This window comes from Paractinoplanes aksuensis (assembly GCF_024137025.1).
Taxonomy (GTDB): Bacteria; Actinomycetota; Actinomycetes; order Mycobacteriales; family Micromonosporaceae; genus Actinoplanes; species Actinoplanes aksuensis.
On sequence record NZ_JAMYJR010000056.1, the window covers coordinates 52,478 to 68,996 of the forward strand.

Sequence of the window (16,519 nt, forward strand, 5' to 3'; positions counted from 1 at the left end):
TCAGCTGCGCGCCCGGCCCGGGACGGCCTTCAGGGCGAAGTCGACGGTGGTGTGCAGGCTGGCCCGCTCGACCCCGGCCGCGGCATGCACGGCGTTGCCCTCACTGACGGTCATCACATAGCGCGCAAGCCCCGCCGGGTCGGTCCCCGCCGGCAGGTCCCCCTCGTCCACCGCCCGGGCCAGGCGGTCGGCCAGGGCCTGCTCCCCCGCCCGCCGGCTGGTCGCCAGGAACTCCGCGATCCGCCCGTCGTCACTGCCCGACGCGATACCACCCTGGATCGACAAACACCCGGCGGGCCGATCGGGCCGGGTCAGCGCCTCGACGTTGGCCCGCAGAAAGTCCTCGATCACCGCGTACGCCGTGGGCTGCGCCAGCGCCGACCGGACGTACGCCATGTCAACCTCGGCGTACCGAGTCACCGCCAGCCGAAACAGCTCCTCCTTGTTCCCGTACGCCGCATACAGGCTCGGCCGATTGATCCCCATGGCCGCCGTCAGATCGCCCAGTGACGCCCCTTCGTACCCGTGCCGCCAGAACACCACGATGGCCCGATCGAGCGCCGCCTCGGCATCGAACCCCCGCGGCCGCCCCCGCTCCCGCACCTGCGCCATCCCGCATCTCCCCACCCCGGCGACCCTCAACTGTAACCGATCAGTACAGAAAGGCGGCGGTGGAGCGCTACCGAGGTCCGGGCCAGGGTTTGAAAGCGTTGTCCGGCACGGCTGCCGCCAGCTCGGGACTGTGGCGCTGGATGAGTGATTTCATCGTGGTGCCGGCGATCCAGTCGAGCCCGAACCGGGTGTAGAGCTCGGGGCGGTAGTCGACAGTGAGGAACCGGTCGCTCTGCAAGCGCCGCGAGGCCATCAGGATGAAGACCCGGAAGGCGGTGTCGGAGAACGCGAACCCGTCCGGCGGCGTCTCGGCGAGCAGACCGACCATGGTGTCCACCTCGTCGACGCTGCGGTAGATCGAGCTCAGCTGCTGCACGATCGCCGGATCAGGGCTCATTTGCTCCCACCGCTCGATCCGCGGCATGTGCAAGGCCGCCCGGAAGTCGTTGTAGCGGGGCACTGCTCGGCGGCGGGTGCGGACCAGGTCGACCACGGACAGGTCGATCCGCTCGCCCCCACGTTCCAGGGTCAGCAGCGCCCGCGGGTAGTTGTGCAGCGTGATGGCGCCCGGGTGGGCCGTCCCGAACGAGTACAGGACGTTGCTCAACCCCATGGCGCGTAGTTCGTCGTCGGCGCGGGAGCCTTGCAGGTCGGTGAAGGTGCGGGGGCCCAGGTCGGCTCCGGCGGGGCTGTGGAAGGTGTAGTCGTCCGGGATCAGGGGGTGCATGCGGTAGACCGTGACGAAGTCCTCGGTCAGCGAGAACGGGGTGCCGTGGTGGTCGGGGATTGTTCCCGGGATGCCGCGCAGGGCGTTGGCATCGGTCAGCCACAGGGCGGCCCGGCTCAGCCAGTCCTTGGGTGGCACGCCGTTCCAGTTGCCGTTCATGGCTCGGTCGAGGACGTTCGTGGCCAGCATGGCCGGGGTCCACTCGACGGTGTGGATCTTCGCGATCAGGGCGGCCACGATCAGGCGGGCCGTCCGGTAGAGCCGTTCGTCGTCCCAGTCGGGGTTGCGGTCCTTCAGGTGGTCGCACAGCAGATTGTGTTCGCGGGCGAAGAGTGTGTGCATGGCGCTCAGGCCCAGCCACCACGCCTCGTTGAAGCCGGTGATCTCGGAACCGTTCACGTCCAGGGGCAGGTATCCCTCGGGGGTCAGCCGCAGTTTCGGGCCGTCGCTTAGCAGCAGGTCGGGGTCGGTGCCGTACACCTCGGAGCCGTCCCACCAGTGGGAGGCCACGTTGACCGAGGGCATTCTGTCGCCTGCGATGCGCATTTCGCGTTCCAGCGGGGCGCCGGGTGTGTTGGCCCAGCCGGGCGCGTTGTCGGGCAGGGGCACTCGTATGTCGTCGACGCCCAGGGGGTGGCGGGCGTGCACCACCCAGTCGTGCACCTGGAACTGGATCCAGGCTGCGGCCAGCACATTCAGGTTGGTCGCGGGTCGGAACGTCTCGCGGCGCAGCAGCTGTTCGCTCACCGTCACGGGGTTGGGCTCGTCGTCCAGGTCGGGCCGGCGGTCGGCGGGCACGTTGCGGCCGAAACCGGACCCGGCGGCGCCCATGCCGGGCTCGGACAGATCGTTGAAACGACCCTCGTGCGTACGGAATTCGCGCTGTTCATCGCGGATGGGCGGGGGCACCTGGCGTACGCGTGGGGGTGCCTCTTTCGCTTGCGTGTCCATGAGGTTGTGGCGGCGCAGGCCGTCTCGCAGCGCGGCCAGGTTGAGCAGGGCCAGCGCGTCGGGCAGGCGGTGCCACGGGCGGAAGCGGTTGACGGCCCCGAATGCCTGGCGCATGGCGGCGCTCGCCACACGGTTGCGGGTGGGCACCTCGGTCAGCCAGCGGTGGCGGTCGCGGTGGGCGGCACTGGCGTCGTACGCGGCCTTGCGTGACCGGTTGAGGTTGCCGAGCGGGCGGAAGTCGTCGGTGGTGTTCCACGGGTTGAAGCGGAGCCCGTGCACGACCGGGTTGTCGCACGAACCGGTGCGGATGGTGAGCACGGCCACCGGCTCGGGCGGGGCTCCGGGCGTACGCCAATCGACGGCGGCGTCCTCGATCGGGGTCTCTTCGGGGTTGCGGTAGCGCTGCACGCAGAGTTCGAACTGCACGTCGCCGCGGGACAAGCGGGCTTCCATCTCGGCGCTCAGGAAGTCGGGGCTGTCGCGTTCGCCGCCCTCGGGCGCATCGGGCACGGGGCGCAGCAGATATTGCACGGCCAGTTCGGCGCCCCACGTGATGGGGGTGCGGCTCCAGTACGTCTCGGTGGCCACGCTGGTGATGCGGCGGCGCGCAGCCACGACGTTGCGGACCATGCGGGCCGCCTCGGCCGGGCCCAGCACGAAGGCCAGTTTGACCAGGCCGGTGTAGCGGCCGACCCCGCCGCCCGCTGTGGCCAGCGCGAACTCGGCGAACTGGCGGGCGTCGCGGGCGTGCGAGACCGGCGCGTTGGTCATCAGCAGGTCGTGCTGCTCGTCCTCGGTGACGGTGATCCGCAGGGCGGCGCCGCGCAGGTCGGGTTCGCGGTCGTCGAGGATGCGGCCCTCGGCGTTGCTGAACCGGACCGAGGTGCGATAGGCCGCGCCGGGGCGGGCGAAGCCGACCTGCAGTTCGGGCGGCAGGTCGTCGACGAAGCGCAGGTGGGCGTCGTCGACCGCGTACGTGCCCTTGGCCTGGAAGCCGGCCACGATCGGCGCGCCCCGGGCCGGGCGGTTCCTCAGCTGGGTCAGCATGATCTGCTGGGCCACCCGGTCGAAGATCACCCGTTCGACCTCGGGCGAGCCGCCCAGGAAAGCCTCGTGCCACTGCGCTTTTGTCGCCGTCGTCATCCGCGCGCCTCCACTTCGGAGTGCGGCCGCGTCGCCGAGCTGTTCCCGATCGCGCGGGCCACCAGAAACCCTAGTGGCGCCGCGCAATCCCGGGGTGTCGTTTTACTTACCCATGAGCTTTTCGAGGTCGACGACGTCCTTCGCGGCCGGGGCCACGATGTCGGCGAACTCGGCGCCGAACTCGGTGAAGTCGAGGCCGCCCTCGGTCGCGTCCTTGCTCTCGATGCGCAGCGGGTAGGGCTCGCCGGTGGTGGCGATGTAGAGCGTGCCGCCGTCCTTCGAGTTGTCGACCAGGCCGATCGCGGGCTTGCCCTTGACGTCCTTGACCGTGCCCTTGGTGACCTTACCCTCGGCGTCGAGCATCGAGTCGATGTCGGAGAAGCCGAACATGTCGGCCGAGTCCTTGTCGCCCTGCTTGACCTCGACCCAGCGCTCGCCGACCAGCTTGGCCATCTGCTCGCCCTGCGCCTTGCCGCCGCCCATGCCCCAGAACTCGGCGTCGGGCCGGATGTAGCGTTTGCCGTCGACCTCGAGCAGCTCGACGCTCGGGCCGCCCATCGACAGCTTGCCCTTGATCTTGGTGCCGTCGGTCTTGAAGTCGAGGCCCATCTTGTCCCCGTCGGTGACGATGTCACCCTTCATGTGGAACGAGCCGGCCTTCTTGAGAGCGGCTTTCGCCTTGTCCAAGATCTGCTCGGCCTCGAGCGCCTCGACGCCGTTGGTGGCCGGCGCGGCCGAGGTGGCCTGGCCCGCGGGATTGCCCGCGCTGCCCTTGTCGTCGCTCTGACCAGCACATCCGGTAGCCAGCAGGGCGGCCGAGGCGAGCACGACCACCGCGCCGGTGAAGTTGACCTTCATGTTGATGTTTCCCCCGAATTGAGTCGCCCTGATCGACTCGTGCCGATCGGTGGCGGCGACGAAGATATCAGCGGGGTTCAAGCCGGTTCGGGCACCCCACCCGGTTCCGGCGCGGGCTCGACGTCAGGCTCCACGATCGGCTCGACGGGCGCCGGGGGCAGCGGGTCAGGACTGTCGGGCTCCAGCTCACCCGGGTCGTCGGGGATGGGCGCACCCGGGTCCAGAGGCGGGTACTTGTCCGGGTCGGTGGGCAGGCTGAGCTCGGGCATCACGTCTCCTTTTTGTCGCTTTCCGCCGACTACCCGCAAGATCCGCTGCCGAAACAACGGCGGGGCGGCCCCAGGGGTCACCACCACAACAGCTAGGGTGTACGCATGGTGACCGCGGCAGTGCTGACAGCGATCTTGACGATCGTCGCTGTCATCGCCGTCGTTGCTGCTCACCGCCGTCGCGGGCGGCTCGCCACGACGCTGGTCGCCGTGGTGGCTCAGCCGCTGCCGACCACTCGGACGGCCGGCCTCCGGCCCCAGTTCACCGCCGGCGTCCGCGGCTCGCGCGCGCCTCCGGCCGCTGCCTGACCGTCGCCTGACCGTCGCACTTCCGACGCTCGCCGCACCGGCTGTCGCAGTTCTGACGCTCGCCGCATCGGCCGTCGCAGTTCTGACGCTCACCGCGCCGGCCGTCGCGCTTCCGACGCTGGCTGCACCGGCCGTCGCCTTTCCGACGTTCCTCGCCTCAGCTCAGCCGCCGGCGGTCGTCGGTCCGGCCTGACCGTCACCGAAGTCGGCGGTCCCGGTCGCCGGCAATGCGCAGCGAAACGGATCGATGGGCCTTCGAGGCGACAGCCAGCCTGGCGGCCATGACCGCATCCAAGAACGACTGATCAACCGCTCGACCCGACCACCCCACCTGGACTGTTACGCGAACGGACGGACTCTCACACCATGAACGTGGTTGCGGAAATGCTGCTCACCCAGCCCACCCCCATGGCCATCTGGGCCCTGCTGATCCTGCTCACCTTCCCGGCCCTCCTGGTGCTGGGCAGCCCCGAGGCGATGCGCCGCCCCCGCCAGGCGGCCCAGGAGTTCGTCGCCGCCCTGCGCGGCCACCACACCACCACCGCCCGCGAGCAGATCGCCGAAGCAGCCCGATTCGCCGACGAGGTAAGGGTTGCCGCCGACCGGGCCGAGGCCGGTGCCCAGCGCCGGCAGGCGGCGTGGGAGCGGTCCGAGACGGAACTGAACGACGCGTACGCGGCCTGGCTCGACGCCGACGCCCGCCTGCGCACCGCCACCGCGGCCGCCGCCTGGGGCACGCCGTGGTCGGTGCGCACGTGCGACGAGTACGCGGCCCGCCAGCGCTACCTGCACGTCGAGGTGACCGCCGCGGCCGCCCGGGGCGACCTGCCCACCGCCGCGGTGGCCGACGCCCTGGCCGAGCGGGCCGGCTGGGACGCCCGCCTGCACCCGGTCGACCAGCACCTGGTCATCACCCGCGCCTCGGTCGCCTGGCTGCGGCAGCGCTACGAGCAGGCCGTCATCGCCGAGCGCACCGCCTGGCACGACGCCGACGCGGCCCGCCGCGCCAGCAACAGCCTGACCCGCGAGGCGCTCGCCGCCGAAGCCCGCGTCGTCCCCGTCCCCCACGCACGCCCGACCGCCCGCACCACCCGCCACACCGTGCCCGCACCCGCCATCTGACCGGTACCAGCCAGCACGACTCCCCCGAACTCGCCGTCCCCGCGCGTCAGACGCGCCCGACCATCCCGACCACCCGCCACGCCATGCCCACACCGGCCATCTGAACTGCACAGACCCGCGTGACTCCCCGAACTTCTCGACCCCGAGCCGCAGACGCGCCCCACCGCCCACCACGCCGAGGCCGCACCGGTCATGTGAGTCGGCGCGACGAGCGCAAAGCCGCGCACCGCGGATGACCTGCGGCGACAGGCACCGGAGAGAGCAGATGAGCACGAACTTAATACGCATTGGGCGGCGGTAGCTTTTCCCGGAGTCGAGACGACGACGGGAGGCGGCATGCCGGTTCTGATCGGGCGGGACAACGAGATCGAGACCCTGGGCCGGGTGCTCGACGAGACCACGGCCGGGCACGGTTCGGCCGTGCTGTTGTACGGCCCGGCCGGGGTAGGAAAGTCGGCCCTGCTGAGCCACCTCGGTGACGAGGCGCGCCGCCGCGGTTTCACCGTGCTGCCGCTGGCCGGGGTCGAGACCGAGCGGCTCTTCCCTTTCGCCGCGCTGCACCTGCTGCTTCAGCCGCTGGCCCGCGAGATCGAGCGGCAACCATCCGCCCACCGGCTCGCTCTGCTCGACACGTTCGCCGCGCCCACTCGGGAAGCCGCGGTCGAACGGGAAGCCGCGGTCGAACGGGAAGCCGCGGTCGAACGGGAAGCCGCGGTCGGCCGGGAACCCCAGGTCTACCGGGTCGCCCTCGGGCTGCTGGAGGTGCTGGCCGGCGCCACCGCGCGCGGTCCGGTGCTGGTGGCGGCCGACGACCTGCAGTGGATCGACGGGCTGAGCCGCGAGGTGCTCGGCTTCGTCGCCCGTCGGGCCGCCGGGCACCGCCTGCTCATCGTCGGGGCGGCCCGGACGAACCGCCCCGAGCTGTTCGGCTCGTACGCCGCTCTGGGTTTGCGGGCGTTGCCCGGCCCGGAGGCCGCCGAGCTCTTGGACGACCGCTCGCCGGGCCTGGCCCCCGCGCTGCGGGATCTGGTGCTGCGGCGGGCCGAGGGCAACCCGCTCGCCCTGGTCGAGCTGCCCAAGGCGGTGTCCCAGGAGTCGTACGGGCAGGAGGATCTGCCTTTGACCCGCCGCCTGGAGGCGTCGTTCGGCGCCCGCACCGCGCTGGCCACCCCGGCCTGCCGGGCCTTCCTGCTCATGCTCGCGGCCGAGCCCACCGCTCCCCTGGGTCGGTTGATCTCACTGGCCGAGCGACTGGCCGGGGTGCCGGTCACGATGGACGCGGTGCAGGAGGCGATCGACGCCGGGCTGATCGGGCTGACCGAGGGCCGTCCCCTGTTCGGGCATCCGCTCATGCGCTCGGCCATTTACGCCCAGGCCCGGCCGTACGACCGGGTGACCGCCCACCGCCTGCTGGCCGAGACTCTCGGCGACGACCCGGAACGCCGGCTGACGCACGAGGCCGCCGCCACCACCGGCCGCGACGACCGGCTGGCCGCGCGGCTCGAGGCGTTCGCCGACGAGGCGCTGGCCAACGGCCGGGCCGCCGCCGCGCTGCCGGCCCTGCGCCGCGCGGCCGAGCTGACCGGCGACGCCCGGCGCGGCACGATGCTGCTGGTGCGCGCGGCCGAGCTGGCCGGCCGCCTCAGCGAGCGTGAACGGGCCCGCAGCCTGCTCGAGCGGGCCGATCTGCGGGTGGCCGGTGTGGTCGAACGGGGACGGCTGATGCTGGTCTCGGACGGCGCGACGATCGAGACCAGCGAGGTGCCGCAGCGCATCGGCGAGATGGTCGGGGCGGCCCGGCGGGCCCGCGACGAGGGCGCGACCGAGGTGGCCGAGGAGCTGCTGTGGCGGGCCGCGATCCGGTGCAGCATCCAGGAACCGCCGGACCGTACCCGCACCGAGGTGACGGCCGAGCTGGACCGCTGGGCGCTGGGCCCGGACGACCCGGTGCGGCTGGCTGTGCTGGCCCACGCCGACCCGTTCGGGCGGGGCGCCGATCCGCTGGCCCGGCTGGCCGACGCCCGGCCCGAGCTGACCGACGACCACGCCCTGCACTACCTGGGCAGCGCCGCGCTGGCGCTCGGCGACCTCAGCCAGTGTGCCCGGTTCTTCGGCCGGGCCGCCGCCGTGCGCCGGCGCGAGGGCCGCCTGGGGCAGCTCGCACGGTCGCTGGTGGGCAGCTGGGTCCGCATCGACCTGGGCCGGCTGGACCAGGCCGAGTCCGAGTCGGCCGAGGGGCGCGAGCTGGCCGACCGGGCCGGCGACACCCCCATCTGGCAGGGCCTGACCGGTGCCGCGGCCCTGATCGCCGGGCTGCGGGGCGAGACCGAGACGGCGGCGCGGCGGCTGCTCGACCTTCGCACCCGCCCCGGGCTGGAGCAGTTGCCGCTGGCCGTCGCGCTCGAGCGGCAGGCGACCGGGTTGCTGGCGCTGCTGGACGGGCGGGCCGCCGAGGCGTACGACGCACTACGGACGGTGTTCGACGGCACCGGTGCCTATCCGATCACGAAGTGGCGGGCGGTGGCCGACCTGGCCGACGCCGCGGTGGCGGCCGGCGCCGTCGAGGACGCGCGGCACGTGCTGGCCGGGTTGCCCGAGCTGGCCCGGCAGCTGCCGTCGGAGATGATGGTGATCGCGGCTGTCTACAGTGCCGCGGTGCTGGCGTCGGACGACGAGGCCGAGCAGCGGTACGCGTGGGCGCTAGCGGAGCTTCCGGCCGCGGGCGCGCTGGCCCGGGCTCGGCTGCACCTGCACCATGGCCGATGGCTGCGCCGGCAGCGGCGCTACCTCGACTCGCGCGAGCCGCTGCGCACGGCCCGCGACGGGTTCGACCGGATGGGCGTACGCCCGTGGTCCGAGGCGGCCGAAGTAGCGCTCCGGGCGACCGGGGAGCCGGCCGCCCGCCGTACGTCAGTGCTGGACGACCTTTCGGCCCGCGAGCTCGAGATCGTCACGCTGGCCGCGCAGGGCCTCAGCAACCGCGACATCGGGCAGCGGCTGTTCCTGTCGCCCCGCACGGTCAGCTCGTGCCTCTACCGGCTCTTCCCGCGCCTCGGCGTCACCGGCCGCAACCAGCTGAGCGGCGTGCTCTCCGCAGCCAAACCGGAACCGGCCCGGTAGCGCGGCGGCCCAGGCGGCGTGGTCCTTGCCGTTGTCGGTGATGCCCATTTGTCCCTGATCGAGCCGGCGCCGTCACTGCCCGGCCGAGAAGTTGGGCTCGCCGGACGGCGTGGCCCGGCGGTTGCCAAGAGCGTAGGTGATCACGGAGACCACTGCCGATGCCAGGCCGACGCCCACGAAGATCAATGTCGCTCCGATGACGAACAGTCCGGTCTGGTCCGGCTGCTGGGCCGCCTGAATCGTCCAGGCCGCGGTGAATCCGATGGTCAGTGCCGTCGGCGCCAGCACCTTCCGAACTCCGGTCACCAGCGCGACGACCAGCAGGACCAGCAGGGAGATCGCGCAGCCGGCGACCTGCCACGCCTCGTAGGGACCGCTCTGCGAGCCGGTGACCGGGTCTACCTGATACTCGGTGTCCCACCCCATCCAGGCGAGCCAGACTGCGGCCGACAATGCCGCCACGAGCACAGCGGACAGTGCCTGAAAAATGGGTGCGCGTTTCGCCGGCATGACTGTCTCCTCGAGTTCGGCCCCGCGGATCATCAGGAGCGCACGGCAGTCTGACACGCACCGGGCCGCCGACGGATCTTGCTGCGGTCCGATCAGACCTGTATCGGAAGGCATATTCCGGTCGTCCACCTGGACTTGAAGGGTCTCGGCAGGCTCGGCGCCATGGTGGACTGGCATCGAGCGTTCGGCCGCGGCCCCGGCGACGCGGAGGCCCAGTTGCGGGCGGACGAGGCGGGCAGCGCCGAGGCCGCCTCGGCCTGGGTGTGCTGCTGTTCGGGCGCGGTGACGTCGACGCGGCTCGGGCCGCGCTCGCCCTCCGCGGCGTGCCACCCGAATGGGTCAGGGCCGGGGTGGCGCGGCCGTCGTGCCGCGGACGACCAGGCGGGGCGGGACGACGATCTCGCGCCGGTCGATCGGGGCGCCCTCGACGCGGTGGATGGCCCGGGTCACCGCCAGGCGGGTCAGGACGGCGACGTCCTGGGCGATCGTGGTCAGGTCGACGTGGGCCAGGCGGGCCAGGCTGCTGTCGTCGTAGCCGACGACGCTGAGGTCGTGCGGCACGCCGACGCCGGACCGGGCCACCACGTCGAGGACGCCCAGGGCGCAGCGGTCGTTGAAGACCGTCACCGCGGTCGGGGGGTTCTCGAGCAGTGTGCGGGCCGCGGCCGCGCCCTCGGACTCGGTCAGGCCGCCCGGGACGATCCGCTCGTGCTCGGTCAGGCCGTGCCGCCGCATCGCCGAGCGATAGCCGCGGCGGCGGTCGGCGGCGCCGGGGGCCCGGCCGCCGTCGATGTGCGTGATCTCGCGGTGGCCCAGCCCGATCAGGTGCTCGACGGCCAGGGCGAGCCCCTCGGCGTCGGCGCTGCGGATGACGTCGACCCCGTTGTCGCGGACGGGCCGGGCCAGCGCGACCACCGGCATCCGGGTCGCCAGCCGGGCCAGGCTCGCCGTGGACGACTGCGGGCCGAGCAGGATGAGGGCCTCGCAGCGGTCCTGGAGCAGGCCGGTGACGGCCTCGGATTCGCCCCGTCCGGGAGTGACCGCGCTCAGCGCGATCTCGTAGCCGGTCTCGCGGGCGGCCGCGTACAGACCCGTGACCAGATCGGCGTGGAACGGGTGCTGCAGGCCGAACACGACGCCGAGCAGGCGGCTGCGGCCGCTGCGCAGCAGGCGGGCCCGGCTGTCGGGCTGATAGCCGAGTTGCTCGGCGGCGTCCAGCACCCGGCGGCGGGTCTCGGCGCTGGCGCCGGGCTCGTCCCGCATGACCAGCGACACGAGGGACTTGGAGACACCGGCCCGGGTCGCCACGTCGGTCAGCGTGGCCCTGCGTTCGTCGCGCACCCGCCCAGCGTAATCGCACCATCTGGAACGTTCCAAAGGTGGACCTTGACCGGGCCTGCCTCGGCCTGGAACGTTCCAGGAAAAGGGAGGCGAGACGATGGCGCGAGTGGCGCTGATCGGGTCCGGCCGGATGGGCCTGTTCCACGGCGAGACCCTGAGCCGTCGGCTGCCGGGAGTGCGGCTGGTCGCGGTGGCCGACCCGGTGCCCGGCGCGGCCGAGCGGCTGGGGGCCGGCCGCGAGTACGCCGACCCGGATCCGGTGTGGGCCGACCCCGAGGTGGACGCGGTGGTCATCGCGGCCCCGGCCCGGTTCCACGCCGACCTGGCGGTGGCGGCGGCCCGGGCCGGCAAGCACGTCTTCTGCGAGAAGCCGATGGCGTTGAGCTCGGCCGACGCCGACCGGGTCATCGACGCCGCCCGCGAGGCCGGGGTGGTGCTTCAGGTCGGCTTCAACCGGCGGTTCGCGCCCGACTGGGTCGCGGCCCGGGCGCTGATCGACGACGCCCGCGCGGCCCTGGCCATCGCCCTGACCGCAGCCGACTCCGCCCGTACGGGAAGAGTCGTCGAGGTGGCGAAGTGAAGCTGGCCGTCTGCGCGGAGATGGTGTTCCTGGACCTTCCGGTCGAGGAGCGGGCCGTGGCCGGCGTGGAGCACTGGGCGGCCGGGGTCGTCGCTCTGGAGGGCTGGGCCTCGGCGTCGTCCGAGCAGGCGCCGGACCGCTTCCGCGCGGCGTTCAGCCCGGTCTGACGGGCGGTGGGCAGCAGCAGTCGGAGCACCAGCGGGGTTGGGGCAGGGTGAAGGCCAGGCAGCACGTCCGCCGCGTGACCGTGACGGCGCCGGCCGGGTCGGCGGTCCACTCGACCAGGTCGTCGAGGCCGAGCGCGGCCAGCAGCGTGCCGACCTCGCGGGTCGAGGCGCCCGGGACGGCCCGGGCCGCGTGCCGGGCCGCGTGGGCGATGTTGGCCGCGAGCGAGCCGAGCAGCGGGCGCCGGCCGATCCGGACCTTGCGCTGGACGGCGGCGAGCAGCGGCTCGGCGTGCTCGTCCAGGAGCACCCGGCGCAGCTCGGCCAGCAGCGCGTCGTCGTCCGCCGCCACCCGCACGCCCGGGCCGGCCAGCGGGTCGGAGGGCAGCACCGCGGCCGGCACCGCGCTGCGCAGGCCGAGACGGATCGGGCCCTGTGGGCTGTCGAGCTGGATCAGGACGTCGGCGGTGGTGAGGCGCGGTACCCGGCGGGCCGCCACCCAGCTGAAGGCGGCGGGCACGGCCAGCCAGTACGAATAAGCCTTCCACATGAGAGCGGCGGCGACGTGCGGCTGGGCCGGCCAGTGCCGCTCGGCTGCCGGGAGCAGCAGGTCGGCGTCGGGCTCGGCCCAGCCCGATGGGTCGCGTACGACCAGGTCGGGGGCCAGGCCGGCCAGCCGCGTGCTGGTGCCGAAGGCGCCCCTGATCGCGGCCAGGACCGGCCCGGCTTCGTCTTCCACCCCCGACCTATACCCAGAACGCCTGTCACAACGCGAGCCGCTCAACGGTCCTAGCGGGGTGAACAAAGAAATGAGCGACAAGCTGTCCGTGCGACACGTCACGACCGATGTGCTCGACGTCGCGTACCACGAGGCCGGGCCCTTGGACGGGACGCCGGTGCTGCTGTTGCACGGGTTCCCGTACGACATCCACAGCTACGTCGACGTGGCGCCGGACCTGGCCGCCTCGGGTCACCGGGTGATCGTGCCCTACCTGCGCGGGCACGGGCCGACCCGGTTCCTGAGCCCGGACACGCCGCGCTCGGGGCAGCAGGCCGCGCTCGGGGCCGACGTGGTCGCCCTGATGGACGCGCTCGGCATCGAACGGGCGGTCCTGGCCGGGTACGACTGGGGTGGCCGCGCCGCCTGCGTCGCGGCCGCCCTGCACCCGGAGCGGGTGGCCGGCATCGTGTCGGTCAACAGTTACCTGATCCAGGACATCAGCGCGGCCGAGCAGCCGTTGCGACCTGACCTGGAGGCCGGTTTCTGGTACTTCTTCTATTTCCTGACCGAGCGCGGGCGGGCCGGGCTGAGCACGGACGCCCGCGGGATCGCCGAGGTGATCTGGCGGCGCAACTCGCCCAAGTGGGCGTTCGGCGCGGCCGAGCTCGACCGGGCGGCCGAGGCCTTCACCAACCCCGATCATGTCGACGTCGTCATCCACTCGTACCGGCACCGGCTGGGCCGGGCCGAGGGAGATCCGGCCCACGCCCAGGCCGAGGCCGCGCTGAGCGCGTTGCCGGCGATCAGCGTGCCCGCGGTGACGCTGGACGGGACGGCCGACGGCAACTTCCCGGCCACCGACGGCAGCCCCACCGCGGCCCGCTTCACCGGCCCGCGGGTGCACCACCAGGTCGCCGACGCCGGGCACAACCTGCCGCGGGAAGCGCCGGCCGCGTTCGCCGACGCGGTGCGCGAGGTGATCGTCATGTGACTGTCATACGTTCGCCGGTCCTTTGCCACGCCACCCGCCGACCTTTGAACGAAAGGCCTGATCAGAGAGGGTGGGACATGCCGACACAAGAAGCCGTGGGGTCGCGGGTCGCCCGCCGGCTCGGTAGCGACATCATCCTCACGCCGATCGCGTTCGTGCTGCTCGGCGGCGTCTGGCTGGTGATCACCCCGGTCGTCATCGACCACGGCGTCTACCCGTGGTGGAACGACGTCGTGGCGGGCGCGGTGCTGATCGTGCTCAGCCTGGCCCAGGTCGTGCTGCCCCACCGGTCCCGGGCCCTGAGCGCGGTCGCCGCCCTGACCGGGGCCTGGATGGTGGCGGCGCCGTTCGTGCTGGGCTACCACGAGCAGCACGGGGTGGCCTGGAGCGGCATGCTGGTCGGCGCCCTGGTCGTGCTGCTGGCGTTCGTCAACGGGTTGACCGCCCGGCCGTTCCGGCGCTGAGAGTGGATCTGCTCGCCGGGCGCTACCGGCTCGGTGGGGCGCTCGGGCGGGGCGGCATGGCCGAGGTGCGCCGGGCCGACGACCGGGTGCTGGGGCGGCCGGTGGCGGTGAAGATGCTCGTGCCCGACCGGGCGGGCAGCGGCGCGCACCGGGCCGCGGTCCGCCGCGAGGCGATCACCGGCGCCCGGTTGCGCCACCCCAACATCGCCCGGGTCCTCGACTACGGCGAGACCGAGCGCGACGGCCTGCGCCAGCCCTACCTGGTGATGGAGCTGGTGCCCGGCCCCACGCTGGCCGAACGGATCCGGGCGCACGGGCCGATGCCGTGGCGGGAGGTGGCCCGTACGTGTGCTGATGTCGCCCGCGCACTGGCCGCGACCCACGCCCGGGACCTGGTCCACCGTGACGTCAAGCCGGGCAACATCATCCTCGGCCCGGACGGCGCGAAGCTGGTCGACTTCGGGTTCGCGGCGCGCCCGGGCGGCCCGTCCGTCGGCCCGGACGGACGGGTCTGGGGCACCCCGGCCTACCTGGCCCCGGAGCAGTTGTACGGGCGTCCGGCCACCGCGGCGACCGACGTCTACGCGCTCGGCCTGGTGCTGCACGCGGGCCTGACCGGCGGCCCGGCCTGGCCCGGCCCGAACCCGGCCGAGGTGGTCGCGGCCCGGGTCGAGCAGCCCGTCCCCGTGCTGCCGCACCCCAGCCGGCTGGCCGGTCTGTTCGAGGCGGCGGTGGCCCTGGAACCGGAGCAGCGCCCGACTGCTGAGCGTTTCGCTTATGTCGCTGCGGCTCTGAGCCATTCAGCGTCTCACTGAACGCCGCTGTACTGGGGAGCATGACACTTCTGATCGGCGGGACCGGCAAGACCGGACGGCGGGTCGCCGACCGCCTCACCGAGCAGGGCCACGACGTACGGGTGGCCTCGCGTCACAGCGACACCCGGTTCGACTGGGACGACGAGTCGACCTGGCCGGCCGCGCTCGACGGGCAGCGCGCCGCCTACATCACCTTCTATCCCGACCTCGGGCTGCCCGGCGCGGCCGACAAGGTGGGCGCCCTGGCCGACCTGGCCGTCAAGAGCGGCGTCGAGCACCTCGTGCTGCTGTCGGGCCGCGGCGAGCCCCTGGCCCAGGCGGCCGAGCAGCGGGTGAAGGACTCGGGGGCGGGCTGGACGATCGTCACGTGCAGCTGGTTCGCACAGAACTTCAGCGAGGACTTCCTGGCCGGAGCGGTCGCGAGCGGCGACATCCGGCTGCCCGCGGGCGACGTGTCCGAGCCGTTCGTGGACGCCGAAGACATCGCCGACGTGGTGGCCGCGGCGCTCGCGGATCCGGCTCGACACGACAAAAAGCACTACGAGCTGACCGGGCCCCGGGCCCTGACCTTCGCCGAGGTCGCGACCGAACTGAGCCGGGCCACCGGCCGCCACATCCGCTACACCGCGATCGACCACGAGGAGTACGAGGACGTGCTGCGCGAGGCCGGGCTGCCGGTCGAGCTGGGCGACATGTTCCGCGGCATCCTGGACGGCCGCAACGCGCGCCCGGCCGACGGGGTGCGCCAGGCCCTGGGTCGTCCGGCCCGTGATTTCGCGGACTACGCGACCCGGGCGGCGGCGGAGGGACAGCTAACCTGAGCGGATGGACGCGCTGACCGGACTGCTCGACGGGCCCCGGGCCCGCGGGGCGTTCCTGATGCGCTCGATCCTGGATCCGCCGTGGTCGCTGCGGATCCAGGACGGCTCGCCGCTGACGCTGATCACAATGGTCCGGGGCGACGCGTGGATCCTGAAGCAGGACGCGACCCCGGTCCGCATCGAGCCGGGGGACGTGGCCGTGGTGAACGGCACCGAGCCGTACACGGTGGCCGACTCCCCCGGCACCGCGCCCCGCAACGTCATCCACCCCGGCCAGCGCTGCGCGTCGGTCGACGGCACCGAGATGACGATGACCGGCCAGGGCGTCCGCTCCTGGGGCGCGGGCCCGGACGGCGCGTCCGTGATGATCAGCGGCACCTACCAGACCCACAGCGAGGTCAGCCGCCGGCTGCTCGACGCGCTGCCCGGCCTGCTGATCCGGCCGGCCGGCACCGGCGACCGGGCGCTGATCGACATGCTCGTGCGCGAGATGAGCGGCACCGAACCGGCCCAGGACCTGGTGCTCGACCGGCTGCTCGACCTGGTGCTGGTCTCGGTGCTGCGCTCGTGGCTGGCCACACCCGACGAGGACGCTCCGGGGTGGCAGCGGGCCCAGGTCGACACCGTGGTCGGGCCGGCCCTGCGGCTCATTCACGACGACCCGGCGTACGCGTGGACCGTGGCCTCCCTGGCCGCGCGCACGGGCGTCTCGAGGGCCTCGCTGGCCCGGCGGTTCACCGAGGTCGTGGGCGAGTCCCCGATGGCCTATCTCACCGGCTGGCGGCTCACCCTGGCCGCCGACCTGCTGCGGCAGGGCGACGCGACGCTGGAGGCGGTGGCCCGGCGCGTCGGTTACGGCAGCGCCTTCGCGCTGAGCACGGCGTTCAAGCGCGAACGCGGGGTCAGCCCGCAGGAGTACCGCCGCCGCCCGGCCCTCGCGCCCCTGGCGTCACCCCTGCCCCGCGTGGTGCGCCTCACGTAGGCGGATGGGGGCTGGACCC

Annotated in this window: 17 protein-coding genes; 10 read left to right on the forward strand and 7 right to left on the reverse strand. The window is 73.0% G+C overall.

All coding sequences use genetic code 11. The features are described from left to right. The 4 genes from M1L60_RS42655 to M1L60_RS42670 all read right to left on the reverse strand — a co-directional run bounded on the left by M1L60_RS42655 (nt 1) and on the right by M1L60_RS42670 (nt 4,560). Nucleotides 1–612, reverse strand: a complete 612-nt coding sequence (locus M1L60_RS42655; RefSeq protein ID WP_253243317.1) for a TetR/AcrR family transcriptional regulator — start codon at nt 610–612, stop codon at nt 1–3. A gap of 67 nt (nt 613–679) precedes the next feature. Further along, nucleotides 680–3,433: a peroxidase family protein gene (locus M1L60_RS42660; RefSeq protein WP_253243318.1), complete on the reverse strand. Its 2,754-nt coding sequence runs from the start codon at nt 3,431–3,433 to the stop codon at nt 680–682. 102 nt (nt 3,434–3,535) lie between these two features. Then, on the reverse strand, nt 3,536–4,372 hold the full coding sequence (locus M1L60_RS42665) for a hypothetical protein (RefSeq protein ID WP_253243319.1): 837 nt from the start codon (nt 4,370–4,372) through the stop codon (nt 3,536–3,538). Continuing rightward, nucleotides 4,369–4,560: a hypothetical protein gene (locus M1L60_RS42670; RefSeq protein ID WP_253243320.1), complete on the reverse strand. Its 192-nt coding sequence runs from the start codon at nt 4,558–4,560 to the stop codon at nt 4,369–4,371. Before M1L60_RS42670 ends, M1L60_RS42665 begins: the two co-directional genes overlap by 4 nt. A 105-nt stretch (nt 4,561–4,665) precedes the next feature. Here M1L60_RS42670 and M1L60_RS42675 point away from each other — a divergent pair, with 105 nt between their 5' ends. The 3 genes from M1L60_RS42675 to M1L60_RS42685 all read left to right on the forward strand — a co-directional run bounded on the left by M1L60_RS42675 (nt 4,666) and on the right by M1L60_RS42685 (nt 9,111). Continuing rightward, entirely contained in the window at nt 4,666–4,869 is a 204-nt protein-coding gene (locus M1L60_RS42675) for a hypothetical protein (protein ID WP_253243321.1), read from the forward strand. 366 nt (nt 4,870–5,235) lie between these two features. Further along, nucleotides 5,236–5,991 carry a hypothetical protein gene (locus M1L60_RS42680; RefSeq protein WP_253243322.1) on the forward strand — a complete coding sequence of 252 codons (756 nt, stop codon included), beginning with the start codon at nt 5,236–5,238 and terminating at the stop codon, nt 5,989–5,991. A 336-nt stretch (nt 5,992–6,327) separates the two neighbouring features. Next, complete coding sequence (locus tag M1L60_RS42685) at nt 6,328–9,111, forward strand: ATP-binding protein (protein ID WP_253243323.1); 2,784 nt, start codon at nt 6,328–6,330, stop codon at nt 9,109–9,111. A 72-nt stretch (nt 9,112–9,183) separates the two neighbouring features. On the opposite strand, the gene M1L60_RS42690 is transcribed toward M1L60_RS42685, so the two are convergent. After that, nucleotides 9,184–9,750, reverse strand: coding sequence for a hypothetical protein (locus tag M1L60_RS42690; protein WP_253243324.1), 567 nt, complete (start codon nt 9,748–9,750; stop codon nt 9,184–9,186). A gap of 210 nt (nt 9,751–9,960) precedes the next feature. Beyond that, complete coding sequence (locus tag M1L60_RS42695; RefSeq protein WP_253243325.1) at nt 9,961–10,962, reverse strand: LacI family DNA-binding transcriptional regulator; 1,002 nt, start codon at nt 10,960–10,962, stop codon at nt 9,961–9,963. Nucleotides 10,963–11,059: 97 nt separating this feature from the next. Between M1L60_RS42695 and M1L60_RS42700 the strand changes: the two genes are divergently transcribed. Both M1L60_RS42700 and M1L60_RS42705 read left to right on the forward strand, forming a co-directional pair. Then, nucleotides 11,060–11,542 (forward strand): Gfo/Idh/MocA family oxidoreductase, encoded by a 483-nt coding sequence (locus tag M1L60_RS42700; RefSeq protein ID WP_253243326.1) that lies wholly within the window; start codon nt 11,060–11,062, stop codon nt 11,540–11,542. Continuing rightward, a complete protein-coding gene (locus M1L60_RS42705; protein ID WP_253243327.1) occupies nt 11,539–11,709 on the forward strand; it encodes a hypothetical protein in 171 nt (56 codons plus the stop codon). Before M1L60_RS42700 ends, M1L60_RS42705 begins: the two co-directional genes overlap by 4 nt. On the opposite strand, the gene M1L60_RS42710 is transcribed toward M1L60_RS42705, so the two are convergent. Beyond that, nucleotides 11,696–12,445: a hypothetical protein gene (locus M1L60_RS42710; protein WP_253243328.1), complete on the reverse strand. Its 750-nt coding sequence runs from the start codon at nt 12,443–12,445 to the stop codon at nt 11,696–11,698. The genes M1L60_RS42705 and M1L60_RS42710 overlap by 14 nt on opposite strands. 70 nt (nt 12,446–12,515) lie before the next feature. Between M1L60_RS42710 and M1L60_RS42715 the strand changes: the two genes are divergently transcribed. From M1L60_RS42715 to M1L60_RS42735, 5 genes are all read left to right on the forward strand, one after another. After that, on the forward strand, nt 12,516–13,418 hold the full coding sequence (locus M1L60_RS42715; RefSeq protein ID WP_253243329.1) for an alpha/beta fold hydrolase: 903 nt from the start codon (nt 12,516–12,518) through the stop codon (nt 13,416–13,418). Nucleotides 13,419–13,495: 77 nt separating this feature from the next. Further along, a complete protein-coding gene (locus M1L60_RS42720) occupies nt 13,496–13,882 on the forward strand; it encodes an SPW repeat domain-containing protein (protein ID WP_253243330.1) in 387 nt (128 codons plus the stop codon). Between the two features lie 2 nt (nt 13,883–13,884). Further along, a complete protein-coding gene (locus tag M1L60_RS42725; protein WP_253243331.1) occupies nt 13,885–14,697 on the forward strand; it encodes a serine/threonine-protein kinase in 813 nt (270 codons plus the stop codon). A gap of 20 nt (nt 14,698–14,717) precedes the next feature. Next, nucleotides 14,718–15,518: an NmrA family NAD(P)-binding protein gene (locus M1L60_RS42730; RefSeq protein WP_253243332.1), complete on the forward strand. Its 801-nt coding sequence runs from the start codon at nt 14,718–14,720 to the stop codon at nt 15,516–15,518. Between the two features lie 4 nt (nt 15,519–15,522). Beyond that, complete coding sequence (locus M1L60_RS42735) at nt 15,523–16,500, forward strand: AraC family transcriptional regulator (protein ID WP_253243333.1); 978 nt, start codon at nt 15,523–15,525, stop codon at nt 16,498–16,500. The last annotated feature ends 19 nt before the right edge of the window (nt 16,501–16,519 follow it).

Excerpts from the sequence above, each read along its gene's own strand:
- M1L60_RS42655 (WP_253243317.1), bottom strand. The coding sequence starts at position 612 with ATGGCGCAGGTGCGGGAGCGGGGGCGGCCGCGGGGGTTCGATGCCGAG.
- M1L60_RS42660 (WP_253243318.1), bottom strand. The coding sequence starts at position 3,433 with ATGACGACGGCGACAAAAGCGCAGTGGCACGAGGCTTTCCTGGGCGGC.
- M1L60_RS42670 (WP_253243320.1), bottom strand. The coding sequence starts at position 4,560 with ATGCCCGAGCTCAGCCTGCCCACCGACCCGGACAAGTACCCGCCTCTG.
- M1L60_RS42675 (WP_253243321.1), top strand. The coding sequence starts at position 4,666 with ATGGTGACCGCGGCAGTGCTGACAGCGATCTTGACGATCGTCGCTGTC.
- M1L60_RS42680 (WP_253243322.1), top strand. The coding sequence starts at position 5,236 with ATGAACGTGGTTGCGGAAATGCTGCTCACCCAGCCCACCCCCATGGCC.
- M1L60_RS42685 (WP_253243323.1), top strand. The coding sequence starts at position 6,328 with ATGCCGGTTCTGATCGGGCGGGACAACGAGATCGAGACCCTGGGCCGG.
- M1L60_RS42700 (WP_253243326.1), top strand. The coding sequence starts at position 11,060 with ATGGCGCGAGTGGCGCTGATCGGGTCCGGCCGGATGGGCCTGTTCCAC.
- M1L60_RS42715 (WP_253243329.1), top strand. The coding sequence starts at position 12,516 with ATGAGCGACAAGCTGTCCGTGCGACACGTCACGACCGATGTGCTCGAC.
- M1L60_RS42720 (WP_253243330.1), top strand. The coding sequence starts at position 13,496 with ATGCCGACACAAGAAGCCGTGGGGTCGCGGGTCGCCCGCCGGCTCGGT.
- M1L60_RS42730 (WP_253243332.1), top strand. The coding sequence starts at position 14,718 with ATGACACTTCTGATCGGCGGGACCGGCAAGACCGGACGGCGGGTCGCC.
- M1L60_RS42735 (WP_253243333.1), top strand. The coding sequence starts at position 15,523 with ATGGACGCGCTGACCGGACTGCTCGACGGGCCCCGGGCCCGCGGGGCG.